Origin of the sequence: uncultured Streptococcus sp., from assembly GCF_963521255.1 — a bacterium.
GTDB lineage: Bacteria > Bacillota > Bacilli > Lactobacillales > Streptococcaceae > Streptococcus.
In genome coordinates this window covers 22,330-40,502 of sequence record NZ_CAUQTU010000004.1, presented here as the reverse complement: position 1 = coordinate 40,502, position 18,173 = coordinate 22,330, and the positions used below count along the sequence as shown (strand labels likewise).

The 18,173-nt window shown below is 39.4% G+C and carries 15 protein-coding genes; 2 read left to right on the top strand and 13 right to left on the bottom strand.

The features are described 5' to 3' along the window. Positions 1 to 4: 4 nt before the first annotated feature. From RWP09_RS04185 to RWP09_RS04140, 10 genes are all read right to left on the bottom strand, one after another. Entirely contained in the window at positions 5 to 745 is a 741-nt protein-coding gene (locus RWP09_RS04185; protein WP_314434542.1) for a class I SAM-dependent methyltransferase, read from the bottom strand. Positions 746 to 854: 109 nt separating this feature from the next. Next, complete coding sequence (gene rsfS, locus RWP09_RS04180; protein ID WP_314434350.1) at positions 855 to 1,208, bottom strand: ribosome silencing factor; 354 nt, start codon at positions 1,206 to 1,208, stop codon at positions 855 to 857. An 11-nt stretch (positions 1,209 to 1,219) separates the two neighbouring features. Continuing rightward, positions 1,220 to 1,720: a cysteine hydrolase family protein gene (locus RWP09_RS04175; RefSeq protein ID WP_314434348.1), complete on the bottom strand. Its 501-nt coding sequence runs from the start codon at positions 1,718 to 1,720 to the stop codon at positions 1,220 to 1,222. Next, positions 1,721 to 2,314: a bis(5'-nucleosyl)-tetraphosphatase (symmetrical) YqeK gene (gene yqeK, locus RWP09_RS04170; protein WP_314434346.1), complete on the bottom strand. Its 594-nt coding sequence runs from the start codon at positions 2,312 to 2,314 to the stop codon at positions 1,721 to 1,723. Beyond that, positions 2,314 to 2,943, bottom strand: a complete 630-nt coding sequence (locus tag RWP09_RS04165) for a nicotinate-nucleotide adenylyltransferase (protein WP_314434345.1) — start codon at positions 2,941 to 2,943, stop codon at positions 2,314 to 2,316. The genes yqeK and RWP09_RS04165 overlap by 1 nt, the downstream gene beginning before the upstream one ends. A 51-nt stretch (positions 2,944 to 2,994) precedes the next feature. Further along, positions 2,995 to 3,306, bottom strand: coding sequence for a ribosome assembly RNA-binding protein YhbY (gene yhbY, locus RWP09_RS04160; protein WP_000060169.1), 312 nt, complete (start codon positions 3,304 to 3,306; stop codon positions 2,995 to 2,997). Between the two features lie 213 nt (positions 3,307 to 3,519). Then, positions 3,520 to 4,626: a ribosome biogenesis GTPase YqeH gene (yqeH, locus tag RWP09_RS04155; RefSeq protein ID WP_314434343.1), complete on the bottom strand. Its 1,107-nt coding sequence runs from the start codon at positions 4,624 to 4,626 to the stop codon at positions 3,520 to 3,522. 2 nt (positions 4,627 to 4,628) lie between these two features. Then, positions 4,629 to 5,156 (bottom strand): YqeG family HAD IIIA-type phosphatase, encoded by a 528-nt coding sequence (locus RWP09_RS04150; RefSeq protein WP_000963748.1) that lies wholly within the window; start codon positions 5,154 to 5,156, stop codon positions 4,629 to 4,631. A 14-nt stretch (positions 5,157 to 5,170) separates the two neighbouring features. Then, complete coding sequence (locus tag RWP09_RS04145; RefSeq protein ID WP_314434341.1) at positions 5,171 to 6,079, bottom strand: magnesium transporter CorA family protein; 909 nt, start codon at positions 6,077 to 6,079, stop codon at positions 5,171 to 5,173. Between the two features lie 51 nt (positions 6,080 to 6,130). Next, entirely contained in the window at positions 6,131 to 6,697 is a 567-nt protein-coding gene (locus tag RWP09_RS04140; RefSeq protein WP_314434339.1) for a mechanosensitive ion channel domain-containing protein, read from the bottom strand. Positions 6,698 to 6,848: 151 nt separating this feature from the next. On the opposite strand from RWP09_RS04140, the gene sstT reads away from it, so the two are divergent. Next, complete coding sequence (sstT, locus tag RWP09_RS04135; protein WP_314434337.1) at positions 6,849 to 8,054, top strand: serine/threonine transporter SstT; 1,206 nt, start codon at positions 6,849 to 6,851, stop codon at positions 8,052 to 8,054. A 67-nt stretch (positions 8,055 to 8,121) separates the two neighbouring features. Next, positions 8,122 to 9,075: an aromatic acid exporter family protein gene (locus RWP09_RS04130; protein ID WP_314434335.1), complete on the top strand. Its 954-nt coding sequence runs from the start codon at positions 8,122 to 8,124 to the stop codon at positions 9,073 to 9,075. A 275-nt stretch (positions 9,076 to 9,350) separates the two neighbouring features. Here the strand turns inward: RWP09_RS04130 and RWP09_RS04125 are convergent, their stop codons facing one another. The 3 genes from RWP09_RS04125 to asp4 all read right to left on the bottom strand — a co-directional run bounded on the left by RWP09_RS04125 (position 9,351) and on the right by asp4 (position 18,173). Next, positions 9,351 to 17,291 carry a YSIRK-type signal peptide-containing protein gene (locus RWP09_RS04125; protein ID WP_314434333.1) on the bottom strand — a complete coding sequence of 2,647 codons (7,941 nt, stop codon included), beginning with the start codon at positions 17,289 to 17,291 and terminating at the stop codon, positions 9,351 to 9,353. A 473-nt stretch (positions 17,292 to 17,764) separates the two neighbouring features. Beyond that, positions 17,765 to 17,989, bottom strand: coding sequence for an accessory secretory protein Asp5 (locus RWP09_RS04120; protein WP_314434331.1), 225 nt, complete (start codon positions 17,987 to 17,989; stop codon positions 17,765 to 17,767). A gap of 4 nt (positions 17,990 to 17,993) precedes the next feature. Beyond that, the gene (gene asp4, locus RWP09_RS04115) at positions 17,994 to 18,173 is read right to left on the bottom strand and encodes an accessory secretory system protein Asp4 (RefSeq protein ID WP_001278708.1); all 180 of its coding nucleotides are present in this window, start codon (positions 18,171 to 18,173) and stop codon (positions 17,994 to 17,996) included.

Genomic DNA, 18,173 nt, shown 5'->3' with positions numbered 1-18,173 from the left:
TCTCCTACTTCTGCGCGACAAAAAACCAACGGGTACTTGTCTCTGTCGGCTCCTTGTCCTCAAAGTCTGCATAGAGTTTGAAGGACTTGAATCCAGCCTGTTCCAGCAAAATATCATAGGTCAAGACCTCATAGGTCCGCTCCTCATGCACTTCATCGTGACGACTAAAGGAGCCGTCCGCTTCCTTGACAAAGAAAGTCAGCTCATGCACGATGGAGTGAGGCGCCGCATCCTCGTAGGTATCCCAGAGCATTGCAAAATCTTCTGCATTTTCATGATAAGAATAGCCTGGAAAAACTTCGTCTGTCTGGTAGGTCGAATGCACATCAAAGATGAAAACTCCATCTTCATTAAGGGCATTATACACTTCCTTAAAAACATCCCCTACTTCCACCTCATCCTGCATATAGCAGATAGAGTCCGAATAACAAGTGACGAAATCATATTGACCCACCTTGGACAAATCCAGCATATTGCCTTCCATAAAATCAATCTTTTGTTTGGCTGAAGTAGCTCTCTTCTCAGCAATCTTCAACATATCCCCACTCAAATCAAGTCCAGTCACATCAAAACCAGCCTGAGAGAAGCGCACAGATTGAATTCCTGTCCCACAAGCCAATTCCAAGAGTTTCTTTCTCTCCTTAGTTTTTGGCAAATGACGCAGAGAAAAATCAGTCCATTTGTCGTATAAACTATCGTCCATCACAGCATCATAAACAGCCGCAAAGGTTTCATAAGTTGCCATAATCATGATACCAAGAGCCTCCATGGCAAACACCACTCGCCCTTTACCTTTCTATCAATTTTTCTAAAATAAGCAAAGAAACCCAGTTGACTACAACTGAGTTCATCTTCTAAGCAAGAGCTTCTGAAATATCTACTGAATTCGCCTCATGCCATAGTTTTTCTAGGTTATAGTGGGCACGCATTTCTTCTGAGAAGATATGCACAACGACAGCACCGAGGTCCAGCAAAACCCAACCTCCAGCTGCATCTCCTTCGACATGACTGCCTTTAAAGCCTGCTTCCGCTACTTTTTCACGAATATTATCAGCGATAGCGTCCAACTGACGGCTATTCATAGAGCTAGTGATAACAAAGTAGTCAGTCACGCTAGTCAATTCTTGTACGTCAAGTGCGAGGATATCCTCCGCACGTTTCTCATCAGCCACTTTCACGACTAGTTCTAGTAATTCTTTTTCGTTCATTTAGTCCTCTTTTAAAAAATATTTTTATAATCTAGGACATCTGCAAAGCGATCCTCCCAAATGTCCTCATAAAATTCATTTATCGTTTCTGCTGGAATATCATCCCCATCAAAGGTTGTGACAGCACCTTCTGGAATAATCAGCTTATAGCCATATTCAAAGGCAACCTTGACAGAGGTATCCACACAATATTCTGTCTGCATGCCACATAAAACTAATTTTTCAATCCCCTGTTTATCCAAGTATTCTTTTAAGCCAGTTTCTTTGAAAATACTATTATACTTCTTCTGAAAGACCTTTTCATCAGGTTTTCGATTTAAAAGCGCAGATAACTGCCAATCTTCTGATGTTTGGGCTTCAGGATTCTCAATATGTTGAACATAGATAATTTCGATATTCTTACTTCTAGCCTGGTTTTGTAAATAAGAAATTATTTCCAATAGTCTCTCTGTCTTAAAACCTGTTTCCACTAAAATATTTTGTACATCAATAATGATAAAAGCCGTCTTCATTTAGTCCTCTTTCAAATAGTGCACAAAGGCGTTATAGGTTTCAAGGGTTTGGGGATAGATGGGGAATCCCTGATGAGCCAGATGTTCCACGGTACGAGCTGTTTCGTAGGCTACTGCCTTATTGAGCGATAGCTCAGCAATCTCACGTGCTACATCCACTCCTGGAAAGACACGATTGTGCTCGATATAGTCTGCGACGTAGATGACTTTATCTAGGTCTGTCATCTGATCAGCCCCGACTGTATGGATTTCAATAGCACGCAGGATTTCAGAATCTTGTAAATCCAAATCTTCCTGAAGCTTGTAAATTCCGACCATGCCATGCCAGACATTATTGCCCCAGTTTTTGAGGTCAGGATCTAGTCGATATCGGTCAATCAAGTCTAGAAATTCCTGATCTGACAGCTTTTTAGCATAGTCATGAAGAAGGCCTGCTAGACCTGCCTTCTCAACATCCACACCAAATCGCTGAGCCAATTCTATGGCTGCACGCTCTACTCCCAAGCAATGGGTTAAGCGCTTTTCAGGTAGCAACTCTGCCATTTTTTCCAACAAAGCCTCACGGGAGCAGTTGATATAGTCTTGATAGGCCATCAGTAGAGCCCCTCCTTCTCGATGTAATCTAGCACAGGCTGAGGTAGGAGAAAGTTGGGTTTCCGACCTTGGGCAATGAAGTCACGCACCATGCTGGATGAGATGTCCATTAAAGGCACATCCACCCAGATAACGGGATAGGAAGTCCCTGCCTTGTAGCGTGGGCGTTGAACCCCCACAAACTGAACCAGATCGACCAGCTCATCAATTCGGTACCATTTAGGCAGATAGTCCACCATATCCGCACCGATGATAAAGTAATAATCCGTATCTGGATTCTTCTCTGTTAAAAGCTTCATGGTATCGTAGGTATAAGAAATGCCCTTGCGTTCCAACTCGATGGTTTCAATGGCCAAACCTTCGACTCCATCAATTGCCAACTCAAGCATCTTGAGGCGATGGTGTTCAGGGATGGTTTCCTTTTTATCTACATGAGGAGGTTGGTATTCAGGCATGAGTAGAACTTGGTCCAGTCCCAACTGCTGGCGCACTTGATCCGCAACAATGAGATGGGCATTGTGAACAGGATTAAAATTCCCCCCTAAAATCCCTACTTGTTTGCGTTTTTTCTCCTTGATTTCTGGCTCCAACTCTACCTTGGTAAAGGGAGTCAATAGTTCGATTGCCATAGGCTAGTCTCCTTTATTTCTCTGTAAAAACAGTTATTTGGAGTTTCAGTCTTAGATCTCTTTGACTTTCTTAGAAATCTTGCGATTTTCTTTCTTGCTGGATTGTTTAAACAAGATTAAGATGCGTCCGATTTTTTGGACTGTATCCACACCGATTTCTTCTTCCAAGATTTCAGCTACTTCGTGGATATTTTCATCGGTGTTTTGCAAAAGAGTAACCTTGATCAATTCACGGGCGTCAAGTGCCTGACGGACGCTGGTTTTGATTTGGTCGTTTAGTCCATTTTTTCCGATTTGGATGATGGGTTTGAGGGTGTGTGCCTGGCTGTTGAGGAAGGCACGTTGTTTTGATGTTAATGACATAATTTCTTTAAAAGAGTTTCTTTTTATACTTTTCTGAAGTGGTGACGGACGTCAGCAAAGTCCTTTGGACTTTCATGACTAAAATTTGAGCCTAAGGTCTCAAATTTTCCGCAGTTGGTACAATCACTTGTACCAACTAACACCACGGCGAAAAGTATTCTCTACGGGCTCGCAACGCTCGCCTTAATAAAGACAACCCTTTCCTTTCTGTGTTTAAATAATTGCTTTTCGTGTGACGACTGCGACTCCTTCTGGTGCCCAGACGGCGACTTTGGCTGTGCCTGTTACGCGAATCCAGCCTAAGCCTGAGATAACTAGGTCTGTCTTATCCTTGATGTTAAATACATGCTCAACCAGTTTAGGAAAATCTTCTTTTTCCTTGCTATTTGGTGGTGTCAGAAGGCTTCCAAGGTGCTTGTCGTAGAAAGCACTAGCGCCTTCAAGCTTGGTACGATGGAGTTTCAATTCATTGTCAAAGAAGGCAGTGAAACCTTGCTTCTCACCTGCAATGAAGTCAAATCGTCCGAGACCCCCTAGAAACAGTGTTTGTTCAGGATTGAGCTGATAGGTTTTTGGCTTGATTTCCTTTTTAGGACTGACATACTTGAGGTTTTTGGCCGTCAAGTAGTGAGCCATCTGGTGGCGGTGGATGATCCCCGGCGTATCGTAGATATAAGATCCGTCATCAAGCGGAATCTCAATCTTGTCCAAGGTTGTCCCTGGGAAGCGCGAAGTCGTAATGACATTCTGGTCACCCGTGATTTCTTGGATAATAGCATTTATAAGGGTTGATTTTCCAACGTTGGTTACACCGACCACATAGACATCACGGCCCTTACGGTAGTGTTCAATCTTATCAATGACTTCCTTAATGGCATGTTTGTTTTGTGCCGAAGTTAGGACGACATCGACTGGACGAAGGCCTTCTTCATGGGCACGTTCCATGAGCCACTGGCTAATCTTGCTCGGCTTAACTGACTTAGGCAGGATATCTTTTTTATTTCCCACCAAAAGGACATCATTACCCGATACAAAACGTGGCAAGCCTGGGATAACAGAGCTATTAAAATCAAAGATATCAATGACATTGACCACTAAGGCATCACTGTCTCCCACCTCGTGCAAAAGCTTGAGGAAATCATCGTCCGTCAACTGGACATCCGTGATTTCATTATAGTGGCGGAGACGGAAACAGCGTTGACAATAGACTTCGCCAGTCTCCAAACCTTTTTCAAGTGCCGACTGGGGAGTAAAACCAAGACCAGCCTTGTCTGTCGTCTGAATGGTTGCTCCACAACCAATACAGAGAATTTCTTCCATAGTTAAATTCCTTTTTTATATGTAATCGGTCCGTACTTTTCAGTGATTTTTCGCATGACACGACGCTCACGAGCTCGGTTAATCTGCGTTTTGATCGAGTCATGTTGAACCAAGGGTTTGACTAAGATAGAGCGAATGCCAGCACGGTGGGCTGCTCGAATATCGGTCATGAGCTGGTCGCCAACCATGACCACTTCGCTTTTCTCATAGTGAAATTCCTTCATGGCGCGGTCAATCCCAAATGTGAAAGGCTTCAAGGCCCAATAAACGTAATCAATTCCAAATTTCTCAACTGCTCGTTGTACGCGTTTTTTGGTATTATTTGAGACTACAATAATGCGAATGCCCGCGTCCCGAAGATCATGTAGCCATTGCTTCATCTCTGGTGTCCCATCAGGGTTGTTCCAAGCAATGAGGGTATTGTCCAAATCGACCAAAACAGCCTTGATTCCCTGCGCCTGCAGACTTGGGACTGTCAGATCATAAACTGCTTCCACAGCAAAATCTGGCATATAGTTTTCAATCGCCATTCTGGCTCCTTTTCTTAACTTTTTTTCGCAATTTTCCTTAGCAACAACGACAGGACAATCCACAAACCAGCACTGGCCAAACTAATGTAGAGCCAAGCATGGGGCTCATCTGTTAAAGGTAGGGGAACATTCATTCCGAAAAAGCCTGTCACTACTGCCAAAACAGCTAGCAAGACTGAAATGATGGTCAAGGTTGTCAAATTATCATTCAGATTATTGTTTAGGATATTGTTGTAAGATGCTGATAGTTGTTGGAGAACTTGAGAAATCAAGTCTGTCATGGATACCAGCTGATGAGCCTCAATCATGGCGTCATCAAATTGTTCTCTCTCAATCTCGTTAAAACTGCGATAAAGTGCATGCCCTTGAATATGTTCCAGCAACATGCGATTTTGCTTGGCAGCCGCAGTGAGGTAAACCATACCAGTCTCCAAGTCGGAAAGGGCAAAGAGATTTTTCTTGGTCGTCCGCTGGCGCAAGAGGCCATTGACCTCGTCCTTACTCTTATCCATCTGCTCGATGACAGGATAATAGGCATTGCTGATGATTTCCAGACTGGCAAAGAGAAACTTGTAAATCGAAAGCGTGTCATGACTCTCCAGATAACGGGTCATCTGTTCAATGACATAGGCGTTCTTGGTATTACTAATGGTAATCAGGCGACGATGTTCCACGATAAAGGTCATAGGAAAGGTTTCATAGTATGCCTTATCCTTTTTCAAGTTCAAGACATTGTAGATAAAGGTCACAGTCCCATTTTCACGGTGATAATCCATGTGGGCACGCTCATTTCTATCCAGTGCGTATTCAATGGTTTCCTTGTCCAAACCGTAGATTTCAGAAAGATCCTCTAGTTTCTTCAACTTGTCCAAATCTAGGTTAATCCAGGTACAACCATTGCCCAACTGTTTTTCTAAAAACATCTTCTCTCCTTTACCAAACTCTTTTTATTGTACCATAAATCTGCTAAAATTTCAGGCCTGGTCTGTCCGAGAGAAATTGCTGACGACAGTGATATTCCGATTGGGAACGAAGTGTAGAACCTGGTCTTCTCCTCGGAGTTGAGTTGTTCGAATGCCGACGCTGACGACCTTGCCCGATACAGTAATAGGACCATTTGTCAAAACGACCTCATCTCCCACATCCAGTTGATGTTCAAAGAGGATGAAAAAGCCATTGATGACATCAGAAAGAAAACCTTGGGCTCCCATCCCAATAGCCACCCCAGCAATCCCAGCCCCTGCTAGCAAACTCGAAACTGGCAAACCTAAAATCGACAAAATGCAGTAAAGTAAAAAGAAATAAAGGGTATAATTAAACACATTTTCTAACAGACGTGAGATGGTTTTCTGACGCCCGACATCATGACGAGACATTTTTAGAGAAGGTTTGACAATTCTCTGCACCATGGTATGAAGCAGTTTTTTAGCTGTATAAAAGAGCAAAAATAAGAATAAAAGAGAAAGTACCTTGGTCAAGATATTCTCGATAATCGCTGTAATATCAAGCTTATTGAGATAGGTTTGAATAAATTCTTGCATATAAAACTCCTTTCATTTATTATACCATACTTTCACAAGTGATGAATCTCCATAAATATTCAAAAATAATAGCAAAAATAGACAGAAAATTCTTGATTTTAGTTCATATTTATACTATAATCATAAACATTACACAACTAAGGAGGTTATTATGAAAAAACTCATTCATGCTTGGAATAAGGCAAGCCTCATCAAACGGATTTTGATTGGTATGCTTATTGGAGGAACCCTAGGACTGACACTTCCTTCTGTTTCTGGAATTGGCCTACTCGGAGATCTCTTTGTTGGTGGTCTCAAAGCCATCGCACCTATTTTGGTCTTTGCCCTCGTTGCCAATGCCCTTTCCAAACACCAAAAGGGACAGGATAGCAATATGAAAACCGTTATCTTCCTTTACCTAGTGGGAACCTTTGCAGCAGCACTTGTGGCTGTCTTTGCTAGTTTCATCGTTCCTGTTGAAATTACCTTAAATAGTGCTAATACCGAGGTTACGCCTCCTGATGGTATAGGTCAGGTTCTTAGCAATCTCTTGCTTAAACTCGTAGACAATCCTGTCAATGCCCTTGTCACAGCCAACTACATTGGTATCTTATCTTGGGCAGTTGTTTTTGGGATTGCTATGAGAGAAGCCAGCAAAAATAGTAAAGAATTGTTGAATACTATTGCTGATGTGACTTCTAAGATTGTCGAATGGATTATCAACCTAGCACCATTTGGAATCCTAGGCCTTGTCTTTAAAACTATTTCTGATAAGGGAATCGGCAGTCTCGCAAACTACGGTATTTTACTAGGACTATTAGTTACAACCATGTTCTTTGTCGCTCTAGTTGTCAATCCACTAATTGCCTTCCTCTTTATGAAGAGAAATCCTTATCCCCTCGTTTGGAAATGTTTGCGTGTCAGCGGTGTGACAGCCTTCTTCACTCGTAGTTCTGCGGCTAACATCCCTGTCAACATGAAACTTTGTCACGACCTCGGACTGGATCCAGATACCTATTCTGTTTCTATCCCACTTGGTTCTACTATCAACATGGCCGGGGCAGCGATTACTATTAACGTTTTGACCCTTGCTGCAGTAAATACTCTTGGAATTCCTGTTGACTTTGCGACAGCCTTTGTCCTCAGTGTGGTAGCAGCTATCTCAGCCTGTGGTGCTTCTGGTATTGCGGGAGGTTCCCTCCTGCTTATCCCAGTTGCTTGTAGCCTTTTCGGTATTTCTAACGATATTGCCATGCAAGTTGTCGGTGTTGGATTTGTGATTGGTGTCATCCAAGACTCGTGTGAAACAGCCCTCAACTCGTCTACAGACGTCCTCTTTACCGCCGTTGCCGAATACGCAGCAGCCCGTAAAAAATAACTCATAAAGACAAGCCTGCTCAGGTCTTGTCTTTTCCGCTTTTATTCTAACTTACTAGGAATTTCTTATGTCTATTAGCCAACGTACGACCAAGCTCATCTTAGCTACCTGTCTTGCCTACCTTCTTGCTTATTTTCTCAATCTCTCCTCAGCAGTTTCAGCTGGAATCATCGCCCTCTTGAGCCTCTCTGATACACGTAGAAGTACTTTAAAACTGGCCCGCAACCGTCTTTTTTCTATGCTCCTCGCTCTGGCTATCGGTGTTTTTGCTTTTCACTTGAGCGGATTTCATATCTGGAGCCTCGGCCTCTATCTTGCCCTATACGTTCCTCTAGCCTACAAGATGGGCTGGGAAATTGGTATCACACCAAGTAGCGTTTTGGTTAGCCATCTCTTGGTACAAGAGTCAACCTCTCTAGACCTTCTAGTCAATGAATTTCTTCTCTTTGCTATCGGTACAGGATTTGCCCTACTGGTCAATCTCTATATGCCTTCACGAGAGAAGAAAATTCAGCTCTACTACACGATGGTTGAAGAAAAGTTAAAAGATATTCTCCAGCGCTTCAAATATTTTTTATCCAGAGGGGATGGACGCAATCGAGCACAGCTAGTAGAGGAATTAGACACCCTTTTGGAAGAAGCCCTCAGACTGGTCTACTTAGATCACTCTGACCACCTCTTTCACCAGACCGACTACCATATCCACTACTTTGAGATGAGACAGCGACAAAGCCGTATCCTGCGAAATATGGCCCAGCAAATCAATACCTGTCACCTAGCTGCCAGCGAGAGCCTGATTTTGGCACAACTCTTTTCAAAAATTGCAGGCCAACTGAGCCAGACCAATCCTGCTTCTGATTTACTAGATGAAATTGAACGCTATCTAGAAGTCTTCCGCAACCGCAGTCTGCCCAAGACAAGAGAAGAATTTGAAACCCGCGCCACGCTCCTCCAACTCCTACGTGAAGCCAAAACCTTCATCCAAGTAAAAGTTGATTTCTATAAAAAATATGGAAATTAAAGGGAAATCGGTCATACTAAACCAAACAGAAAAATAAAAATAGTTTAAATGTTCATTTACCCTAAACCGAATCAATACAAGAAAAGTTCAAATATAAAATCTCCAAACTAGAAACTATAAATTTAGTCCACTAGTCTGGAGATTTTTCAATATACCTTATTATGACTCTCTTACTATGCATTTCTCTAATTTCCCCAAAAAACTGATGAATCATTTGATTCATCAGTTTAGGGGATTATCTGTTCATTCAAAACTATGAACAGCATTGAGAAAGATTAGTCTTCCTTCTTCTTACGAGCTACAAGACCAAATCCGCTCAATACTCCGAGAAGTCCAAGTGCTGCAAGGTTAGCGTGATCTTCTGTACCTGTATTAGGCAATTCACGTTTAGCTTCAGCTTCTTTCACTGCTACTGTCTGAACTGGTTGGGCTGACTGTTCAGGCATAGCTGGAGTAGTTGGTTGAACTGATTCAACTGGAATTGTCGATTGAATCTTACGATAAATATTGCGAACATTGCCTATAGAATCTCGTTTGATACCAATCAACTCATATCCTTCGATTTCTCTACCTGGATGTGAACCATTTTCTTCATGGATAATCACATTACCATTTTCATCCACAAACGTTGTTAATACTTTTTCTGTAATTTGTGTTGGTGTTGGACTGTATGGTTTTGCTGGTGTTGTCGATTTCTTCACTTTCTTATAGATACGTTTGATTGTACCATCAGAAAGAGACTCTTCACCTACATACTCATACTCAGGAATATCCAAGATTGGTGACAGCATATCGAATTCAAATCCTGGAATGATATTTCCTTCTGTGTCACGTGCAATAATTCTTGGTTTTTCAACTGATGGAGTTGGTGTTGTTACTTTTTCGTAGACGTGCACTGTATCTCCATTTGGAAGTTTCTTAGTCTCTACGAAGCGGTAACCTGGGATATTTTTCTTAGGTTGTGTTCCATCCTCTTCAGGTACAACTGGTGTATTATTCTTATCTACAGTAATTGGATTTCCAGCTTCATCTACAAATGTTGTAACTGAGCGAACTGTTGGTGTGTAAGTTTTTTCAACTTTTGTTCCGTTCGCATCTTTTACTTGAACTGTAACTCCAGTAGCTTTTCCTGCGAAGTCTTTTTCTGGTGTGAATGTGATAACATTATTTGCTAGTGTATATGTACCTTCACCTGGAACTTTCACTTCTGTAGTCGGTTTTCCATCTTTTCCTACTAGTGTAGTAGTTGTTGGATCTAATGCTACATTTTCATGACCTTTGTTGAAGTTTACTGTAGAGTTATCTTCATCTTTCTTATCAAACACGATTGGTGATGTTTGAGGTTGTGCTTTTGGTCCTTCAGTTTCAGCATTTTCACCTGTTGGTGTTACTGGGGTAACTGTTGGTGTGTATTTAGCCGTTACTGGTGTTCCGTTCTTATCTACACGTTTTACTGTTACTCCTTTTGCTGTTCCTGTGAACTGTGGTTCTGGAGTGAAGATTACTTTACCGTCTTTGTCAACTGTATATGTTCCTTCTCCTGGTACTACAACTTTTCCTTCAGGATTTGCTCCTTCTAATGTTGGGGCTACTTCTTCATTGATTGGCACATTAGGGTTTCCTGGTTTAAATGTTGGTGTTCCCTCTTGTGTTGCTCCTTGAATTCCTGTAGTTTCTGCAGGGGTTCCTTCTGGTGTTACTGGGGTAACTGTTGGTGTGTATTTAGCCGTTACTGGTGTTCCGTTCTTATCTACACGTTTTACTGTTACTCCTTTTGCTGTTCCTGTGAACTGTGGTTCTGGAGTGAAGATTACTTTACCGTCTTTGTCAACTGTATATGTTCCTTCTCCTGGTACTACAACTTTTCCTTCAGGATTTGCTCCTTCTAATGTTGGGGCTACTTCTTCATTGATTGGCACATTAGGGTTTCCTGGTTTAAATGTTGGTGTTCCCTCTTGTGTTGCTCCTTGAATTCCTGTAGTTTCTGCAGGGGTTCCTTCTGGTGTTACTGGGGTAACTGTTGGTGTATATTTCTTCGTAACAACTTTACCATTCTCATCTTCAACTTGAACTGTTACTCCTTCAGCTGTTCCAGTGAATGTCTTAACTGGTGTAAAGGTAATTGCACCATCTTTCAATTCATATGTTCCCACTTCTGGTACAGTAATTGTTGTAACTTTTTCACCATTTCCATTGACTAATGTTAATGTATCTTGTTTTAATTCAACTCTTTCATGACCTGTTTCAAAGTTTACTGTTGTATTATCAGCTTCATCTTTTTGATTGAATACGATTGGTGATGTTTGAGCAATTCCTTGTGGTCCAGTCGTTGCTGAATCTTTACCTGTTGGCGTTACTTCGATAACAGTTGGAGTGTAAGTAGTTTCTACTTTAGTTCCATTTACATCTTTGATTTGAACTTTAACTGGTGTAGCTTCTCCTGCGAAGTCTTTATTTGGTGTAAAGGTAATAGTTTTATTAGCTTTATCCAATTCATACTTACCTTGAGGAGTTGTTACGCTAGTTACCTCTTCTCCAGCTTCATTTAATAGTGTTAATGTATCTGGATTTAATTCTGTTCTTTCACCTTTAGGACCTTGTTCAATTCCCTTATTGAAGTTAACAGTTTTACCTTTATCGTCTCCAGTTTCTTCTGTATCTAATACGATTGATGAAGTTTGTACTTTACCTTGAACATCGCTTGTTGTAGAGCTTTCAGCTGTTGGTTTTACAGGAACGATTTCTGGTTTGTATGTTGCTTTTGAAGTAATTGTCGCTGGTTCGTTTTTCTCGTTTGTTACAGTTACTGTTGCTTCTACTTCAATTGCTGGTACTTCACCTGTGTAGCTTGGTACTGGTGTGAAGGTTACTTTTCCAGTTTCATCAATGACAAATGTTCCTTTTCCTTCTACTGTTACAGAGTCTTTTGGTGTGTTGTCTGTTGGATCAACTAGTTTACGACTTGTAATTGAAGCATTTGTTACACCTTCTGGAATTGTAAAGGTTGGTGTTCCTTCTTGTGGTAGACCTTGGATATTTTTAGATGTTTTGTTTTCTGGAGTTACTGTTAATGGAGTTACTTTTGGTGTATACTTCGCATCTTTTGTTTCTCCGTTTTCATCTGTTGCTTGTACTGTGATTCCATCAGTTGTTCCTGTGTATCCTGGTTTTGGAATAAATGTTACTTGACCAGTTGTTTTGTCAATCTTATATGTTCCTTGTTCTGGAACTTCGATTTCAGTACTATCTACAGGTGTTTTGCTTACTGGATCTACTAGTTTGTATCCTGTAATTTGCACATTTGGACTTGAAATTGTGAATTCTGGTTTTCCAGTTTGTGTTTGTCCTTGTGGTGCTTCTGATGTCTTATCAACACTTTCCATTGTGACATCTGTAACTGTTGGAGTATAAGTTGTTTCTACTTTAGTTCCATTCACGTCTTTGATTTGAACTTTAACTGGTGTTGCTGTTCCTACAAAGTCTTTATTTGGTGTGAATGAAATTGTTTTGTTAGCTTTGTCTAACTCGTACTTACCTTGAGGTGTTGTTACACTAGTTACTTCTGCTCCTGTTGAATCCAATAATGTTAGAGTTTCAGGATCTAACTCAACACGTTCTCCTTTTGGTCCTGTTTGAGTTCCTTTATCAAAGTTAACTGTCTTACCTTTATCGTCTCCAGTTTCTTCTGTATCTAGCTTGATTGGTGATGTTTGTACTTTTCCTTGTACATCACTTGTTGCAGATTTTTCAGCTGTTGGGGTTACTGGAGTAATTGTTGGTGTGTACGTTGTTTGTACTTTTACATTATTTGATCCTGTTGCTTGTACAACTGCTGGTTCTACTTCACCTGTATAAGTTTTATCTGTTGGTGTAAGTGTTACTTCTCCAGTTGCTGGATCAATTGTGTACGTACCAATTACATCAGTTGTTCCTTTTTTGTATGCAGGAGTTGTTGTTACTTCAGCTCCATCTTTTACAAGTGTGTAACTATTTTCTTTAATTGTTACTTCTTTTTGTTCACCATTTACTTCTACTGTACTTCCAGTGAATGTTGGTGTTCCTTTTTGTTCTAAACCTTGTAAGTTTGTTGAAGTTGCTGGTGTTTTACCTAACTCTAGAGGAACGATTTCTGGTTTGTATGTTGCTTTTGAAGTAATTGTAGCTGGTTCATTCTTCTCGTTTGTTACAGTTACTGTTGCTTCTACTTCAATTGCTGGTACTTCACCTGTGTAGCTTGGTACTGGTGTGAAGGTTACTTTTCCAGTTTCATCAATGACAAATGTTCCTTTTCCTTCTACTGTTACAGAGTCTTTTGGTGTGTTGTCTGTTGGATCAACTAGTTTACGACTTGTAATTGAAGCATTTGTTACACCTTCTGGAATTGTAAAGGTTGGTGTTCCTTCTTGTGGTAGACCTTGGATATTTTTAGATGTTTTGTTTTCTGGAGTTACTGTTAATGGAGTTACTTTTGGTGTATACTTCGCATCTTTTGTTTCTCCGTTTTCATCTGTTGCTTGTACTGTGATTCCATCAGTTGTTCCTGTGTATCCTGGTTTTGGAATAAATGTTACTTGACCAGTTGTTTTGTCAATCTTATATGTTCCTTGTTCTGGAACTTCGATTTCAGTACTATCTACAGGTGTTTTGCTTACTGGATCTACTAGTTTGTATCCTGTAATTTGCACATTTGGACTTGAAATTGTGAATTCTGGTTTTCCAGTTTGTGTTTGTCCTTGTGGTGCTTCTGATGTCTTATCAACACTTTCCATTGTGACATCTGTAACTGTTGGAGTATAAGTTGTTTCTACTTTAGTTCCATTCACGTCTTTGATTTGAACTTTAACTGGTGTTGCTGTTCCTACAAAGTCTTTATTTGGTGTGAATGAAATTGTTTTGTTAGCTTTGTCTAACTCGTACTTACCTTGAGGTGTTGTTACACTAGTTACTTCTGCTCCTGTTGAATCCAATAATGTTAGAGTTTCAGGATCTAACTCAACACGTTCTCCTTTTGGTCCTGTTTGAGTTCCTTTATCAAAGTTAACTGTCTTACCTTTATCGTCTCCAGTTTCTTCTGTATCTAGCTTGATTGGTGATGTTTGTACTTTTCCTTGTACATCACTTGTTGCAGATTTTTCAGCTGTTGGTGTTACTGGAATAATCGTTGGTGTATAAGTACCTGTTAAAGTTTTCTTCGTAATATTACCATCTTTATCATGAGATAATTCAACTTCAGCTGAAACAGTTACTGGCGCTGGAACTCCTTGGAAATCTTTATTTGGTGTGAATGTTACTTCTCCAGTTTCAGGTACAATTGTATATGTACCAATTACTTTATTCGTTCCTTGTTCTATTGCATTAACTGTCGTTGCCTCAGTAACTGTATTTGACGTTGGATCAACAAGTTTTGCTGGATATTTCGCTGAAGGTTTAACCGGATCTTTTTCTGTTTCTACGTTAAATGTCGGTTGCCCTTTTTGTGGTAATCCTTGTAGATTTCTACTTTCAGCATTATTTGCACTAGTAGTAATCTCTCCTGGAACTCTAACTTCTGGAATATACATTCCATCCATTGAGTCTAAAACACTATTGATATTTGTAATGCTCGGATCATTTGTTGGATTAAAGACACCCCAATCAGTCGTTGTTTTATTCGTATCTTGACGACGAATAGAGACACCGTGTGCTTTACCTATGAATCCATCAGCTGGTGTAAATTCTACTTTTACATCAATGCCATTTTCAGCTACGATAAATTTATATGTTCCTTCTCCTTCTACTGTATAAGTATTATCAGAAGTTAATGTAACTTGTTGACCAGTTTTATTATCAAAATACACTGGCGCTACAGTTTTATCAATCTCAACAGCAGGATTTCCATCAAGATAAACATTTTTCTTTCCTTCAGCAATTGTAAAGTGAATTTCTTCTTTTTGTGTTTCTTTAATATTACCAATAGTTTCTTTCTTTTCCCCTTTTGGTGGATGTGTGATTTTTGTTTTAAAGTCTTCTACTTCACCACTAAAAGCATTTCCTGTTGGTTTTTCAATTTCAGATTTATTCGTTGCGATACGAACTCTTGTACCAGCTTCAAGTAAATCTCCTGCATCTCTTGAAGATTTATTTTTAAACTCTAAAGATACTTCACCGTCTTTTGTAATTTCTGCGATTTCAGAACCTTCATCTTCATCGAATTTGCCATTGTTGTTAAAATCGACCCACGAACGGATATAAGCTTTCTCTGCTCCACCAGTATGAGCTTGAACATTTAATTTATAATAACCTTTTTTAGAAATATTTGCCTTGATAATATTTCCTTCACTATCTTTTAGATTATCAGGAAGTAATTGATTTATGCCTTCGTCACCATCTAAATCTTTATCATCACCATACCAATCTTTAGTAGTACCTGTATCCATATCTGGTCGTGTACTTCCTAAATATGGTTGTTTTACTTCTGCACCCGTTAAACCATCTATAGTATTCATCGTATGAGATGCTTTTCCATAACTTTCAGGAGCATCTCCTTCATCAATTGGAATCACACCCATCATAGCATTTTGTATCCCTGAAGATAAAATATACATTCCAACCTCAGTTGCATTTTTTGTCATCAATACTGGAACACTATAACCACCAGACGTAGTGACTGGACCAAACACTCCTGTTCCTAGACCTCCCATTTCTTGATCAGGATTAGTAAAGTATTTCGGTGCCAGCTTTCTTCCGTCAGCAAAAGTTAGAAAACCTCCTCTTAAATGCCATAATAACTGACCTGCATTATTACGACTTGCAGATGCTGGATAATCATCATGATTTAAATTATACAAATTAATTGGTTTATATGGAGTTGGCGTATACGAACCACCGATAAATCGGTCTTTCTTCAATTCTACTACACGTTCCCATCCATCTCCATTTGTTGTTAAAACAATACTTTCACCGTGGTTTGCACTCTCAGAATCGTTCATAACAACTGCAGGTCTAACTGTTTTCCCTTTATAAGTTGCACTAATTTCAAATTGAACCCCTATATTTGACCAATCGCTTTCAGAACCAATCGATGTTTTTTTATTTTCAGTATTAATTCCGTTATTTTGAATTTCAGACCAACTTTGTGCATTAGCTGTTATTCTAGTAGGCCCACTTTTATCACCAAAATGTTGATTTGTAGCATTTGGATTGAAAGTTGCTTTTTCTTCTTCTGAAGCATTAGCTGCTTCCATACGTTTTCTATAGATTTCTGTTGCTTGGAAAGGTTTCAATGATTTCACTTTAATATTAATAACGTATCCTGGAATCACTTCTTTTCTATAAACTGACCCTTCTTTTAAGTAAACCTTTCCACCTTCATTATCTATATTTTGCCAATTAGCAGTATCTCCAAAATCTAACCACGTAACTTGCTTTGTGAATGATTCCGCAGCAGCTCTATCAGTATAACCATCTCTTGTCACAGCTGGTGTACTTGTTGCATCTTTTACATCTGCGCCAACACCTGTACCAGCAGCTTCACCAGCTCTAAAACCAGTTCCTTCTTCCAGCTTTTTACCATTACGGCTATCTTGATTCTTATTTTCTTTTACTGTTTCTTCGGCTTTAATTGACTTTAAGATAGTAGTTAATGAGCTAATTTCTTTAGCTTTCGCATCTACTTCTTGTTGAGTAGTATTCAAAGATTCTAGATATTGTCTAGCGTCAGCAACAAGTTTTTCAGCATTTTGGATTTGAGAAGCTTGTTTTTTATTTCCTCGGATACGTTCAATTTGAGCTTCTAAATCTGCTAAGTTAGCTCTCAACGTAGATGAGTTGACAGTTTCTTTATCTACACTGTTTACTTTATTTTCTGATACTTCCTTAGTTTCAGGAGTTTCCTTAGTTTCAGCCACTTGCGGACTTGTTGCTAGAACTGCTTCATCTTTCGTTTCAGGTTTTAGTGTTTCCGTAACCACTTCTTGAGTATTTTCTTGTTTTGATTCAGCCGTACCCTTTGATTTATCTGCAGATTGGAGTTCATCTCCATCCTTTGATGTTACGATAGCTGTAGTATCAGTATTTTTCTCATTAGCACTTACTTGATCCACATTGTAACCGAATAAAAATCCTGTCCCAACCAATACACTTGCTGCACCGACCTTTAGTTTTTTAATAGAATATTTCTCATACTTATTCCCACAGAAAAAGCGGTGATCTTTCTTTTGCATGTTCAATTTAAACATTATTTTCTCCTTTTTATTTATATATAAATGCATAATAAATTATACATGTAATTTTATACATTATATCATTTTATAGATTAAAATAAAAATAATTTGATTTCTTTTTATTTCAGAGACAAAAGCTAAATCAGCTTGTAAATAAGAAAATGGTACTAGTAAAAAGTCTCATGAACTACAAGCAAATATGAGTCATATCTTCTAAAATGATTTTTAAACAAGAATATATACATTTTATAGATGTATGAAGTCATATGGAATAAGTATCAAAAAATCTCCAGTTTAAGAACTACCTTTGAGTTCACTAATCTGGAGATTTTTGAATATCAGTCCTTATTAATCACTTACAATAAAGAGTAGTTTCAGGAGTACAACGACAAGTTTGTAACTCTTAAAGGGAAAACAAGCTTCTTGCATGATCACTTATTATTTCATTGACTACTTTGAGAAACTCCTAAAACCTCCGAAATTTCCTTCTATTTATAAGTCATTACCATAAAAATCAATAATAAGACAAACAAAGCCAAACTCACCAACAAGGTGAGAACCTTTACCAAGGTGTTACTCTGCCAGTAACTTGGTTTACCAATATTACTAGTGGCATCCATGGAAAATAGTTGATTTTGACGGGGTTGTATGGTTACCAATACAATCAAAGCAAGAGAGAGGACAATAGCTAAAACAATCAGTATGTCAATCATAGGACTACCTCAAAATTCCTAGCAAAGTAAAGAGTAAACCAATTAGAATCATTAAACCCAAGAGGAGTGAAAAAGTCTTACTAATCTTTTCCCCTCGGGTTTCTTTTTCCTTCTTGATCGGTTTTTGTTTCAACTCTTCCATGCGACCTTCAACGTCTTTGTAAAATAAATCTTCGTCTGACAT

Bases quoted from the DNA above. Each gene is read 5' to 3' on its own strand.
- RWP09_RS04185 (WP_314434542.1), bottom strand. From the start codon at position 745: ATGGCAACTTATGAAACCTTTGCGGCTGTTTATGATGCTGTGATGGAC.
- rsfS (WP_314434350.1), bottom strand. From the start codon at position 1,208: ATGAACGAAAAAGAATTACTAGAACTAGTCGTGAAAGTGGCTGATGAG.
- RWP09_RS04175 (WP_314434348.1), bottom strand. From the start codon at position 1,720: ATGAAGACGGCTTTTATCATTATTGATGTACAAAATATTTTAGTGGAA.
- yqeK (WP_314434346.1), bottom strand. From the start codon at position 2,314: ATGGCCTATCAAGACTATATCAACTGCTCCCGTGAGGCTTTGTTGGAA.
- RWP09_RS04165 (WP_314434345.1), bottom strand. From the start codon at position 2,943: ATGGCAATCGAACTATTGACTCCCTTTACCAAGGTAGAGTTGGAGCCA.
- yhbY (WP_000060169.1), bottom strand. From the start codon at position 3,306: ATGTCATTAACATCAAAACAACGTGCCTTCCTCAACAGCCAGGCACAC.
- yqeH (WP_314434343.1), bottom strand. From the start codon at position 4,626: ATGGAAGAAATTCTCTGTATTGGTTGTGGAGCAACCATTCAGACGACA.
- RWP09_RS04150 (WP_000963748.1), bottom strand. From the start codon at position 5,156: ATGGCGATTGAAAACTATATGCCAGATTTTGCTGTGGAAGCAGTTTAT.
- RWP09_RS04145 (WP_314434341.1), bottom strand. From the start codon at position 6,079: ATGTTTTTAGAAAAACAGTTGGGCAATGGTTGTACCTGGATTAACCTA.
- RWP09_RS04140 (WP_314434339.1), bottom strand. From the start codon at position 6,697: ATGCAAGAATTTATTCAAACCTATCTCAATAAGCTTGATATTACAGCG.
- sstT (WP_314434337.1), top strand. From the start codon at position 6,849: ATGAAAAAACTCATTCATGCTTGGAATAAGGCAAGCCTCATCAAACGG.
- RWP09_RS04130 (WP_314434335.1), top strand. From the start codon at position 8,122: ATGTCTATTAGCCAACGTACGACCAAGCTCATCTTAGCTACCTGTCTT.
- RWP09_RS04125 (WP_314434333.1), bottom strand. From the start codon at position 17,291: ATGTTTAAATTGAACATGCAAAAGAAAGATCACCGCTTTTTCTGTGGG.
- RWP09_RS04120 (WP_314434331.1), bottom strand. From the start codon at position 17,989: ATGATTGACATACTGATTGTTTTAGCTATTGTCCTCTCTCTTGCTTTG.
- asp4 (WP_001278708.1), bottom strand. From the start codon at position 18,173: ATGTCAGACGAAGATTTATTTTACAAAGACGTTGAAGGTCGCATGGAA.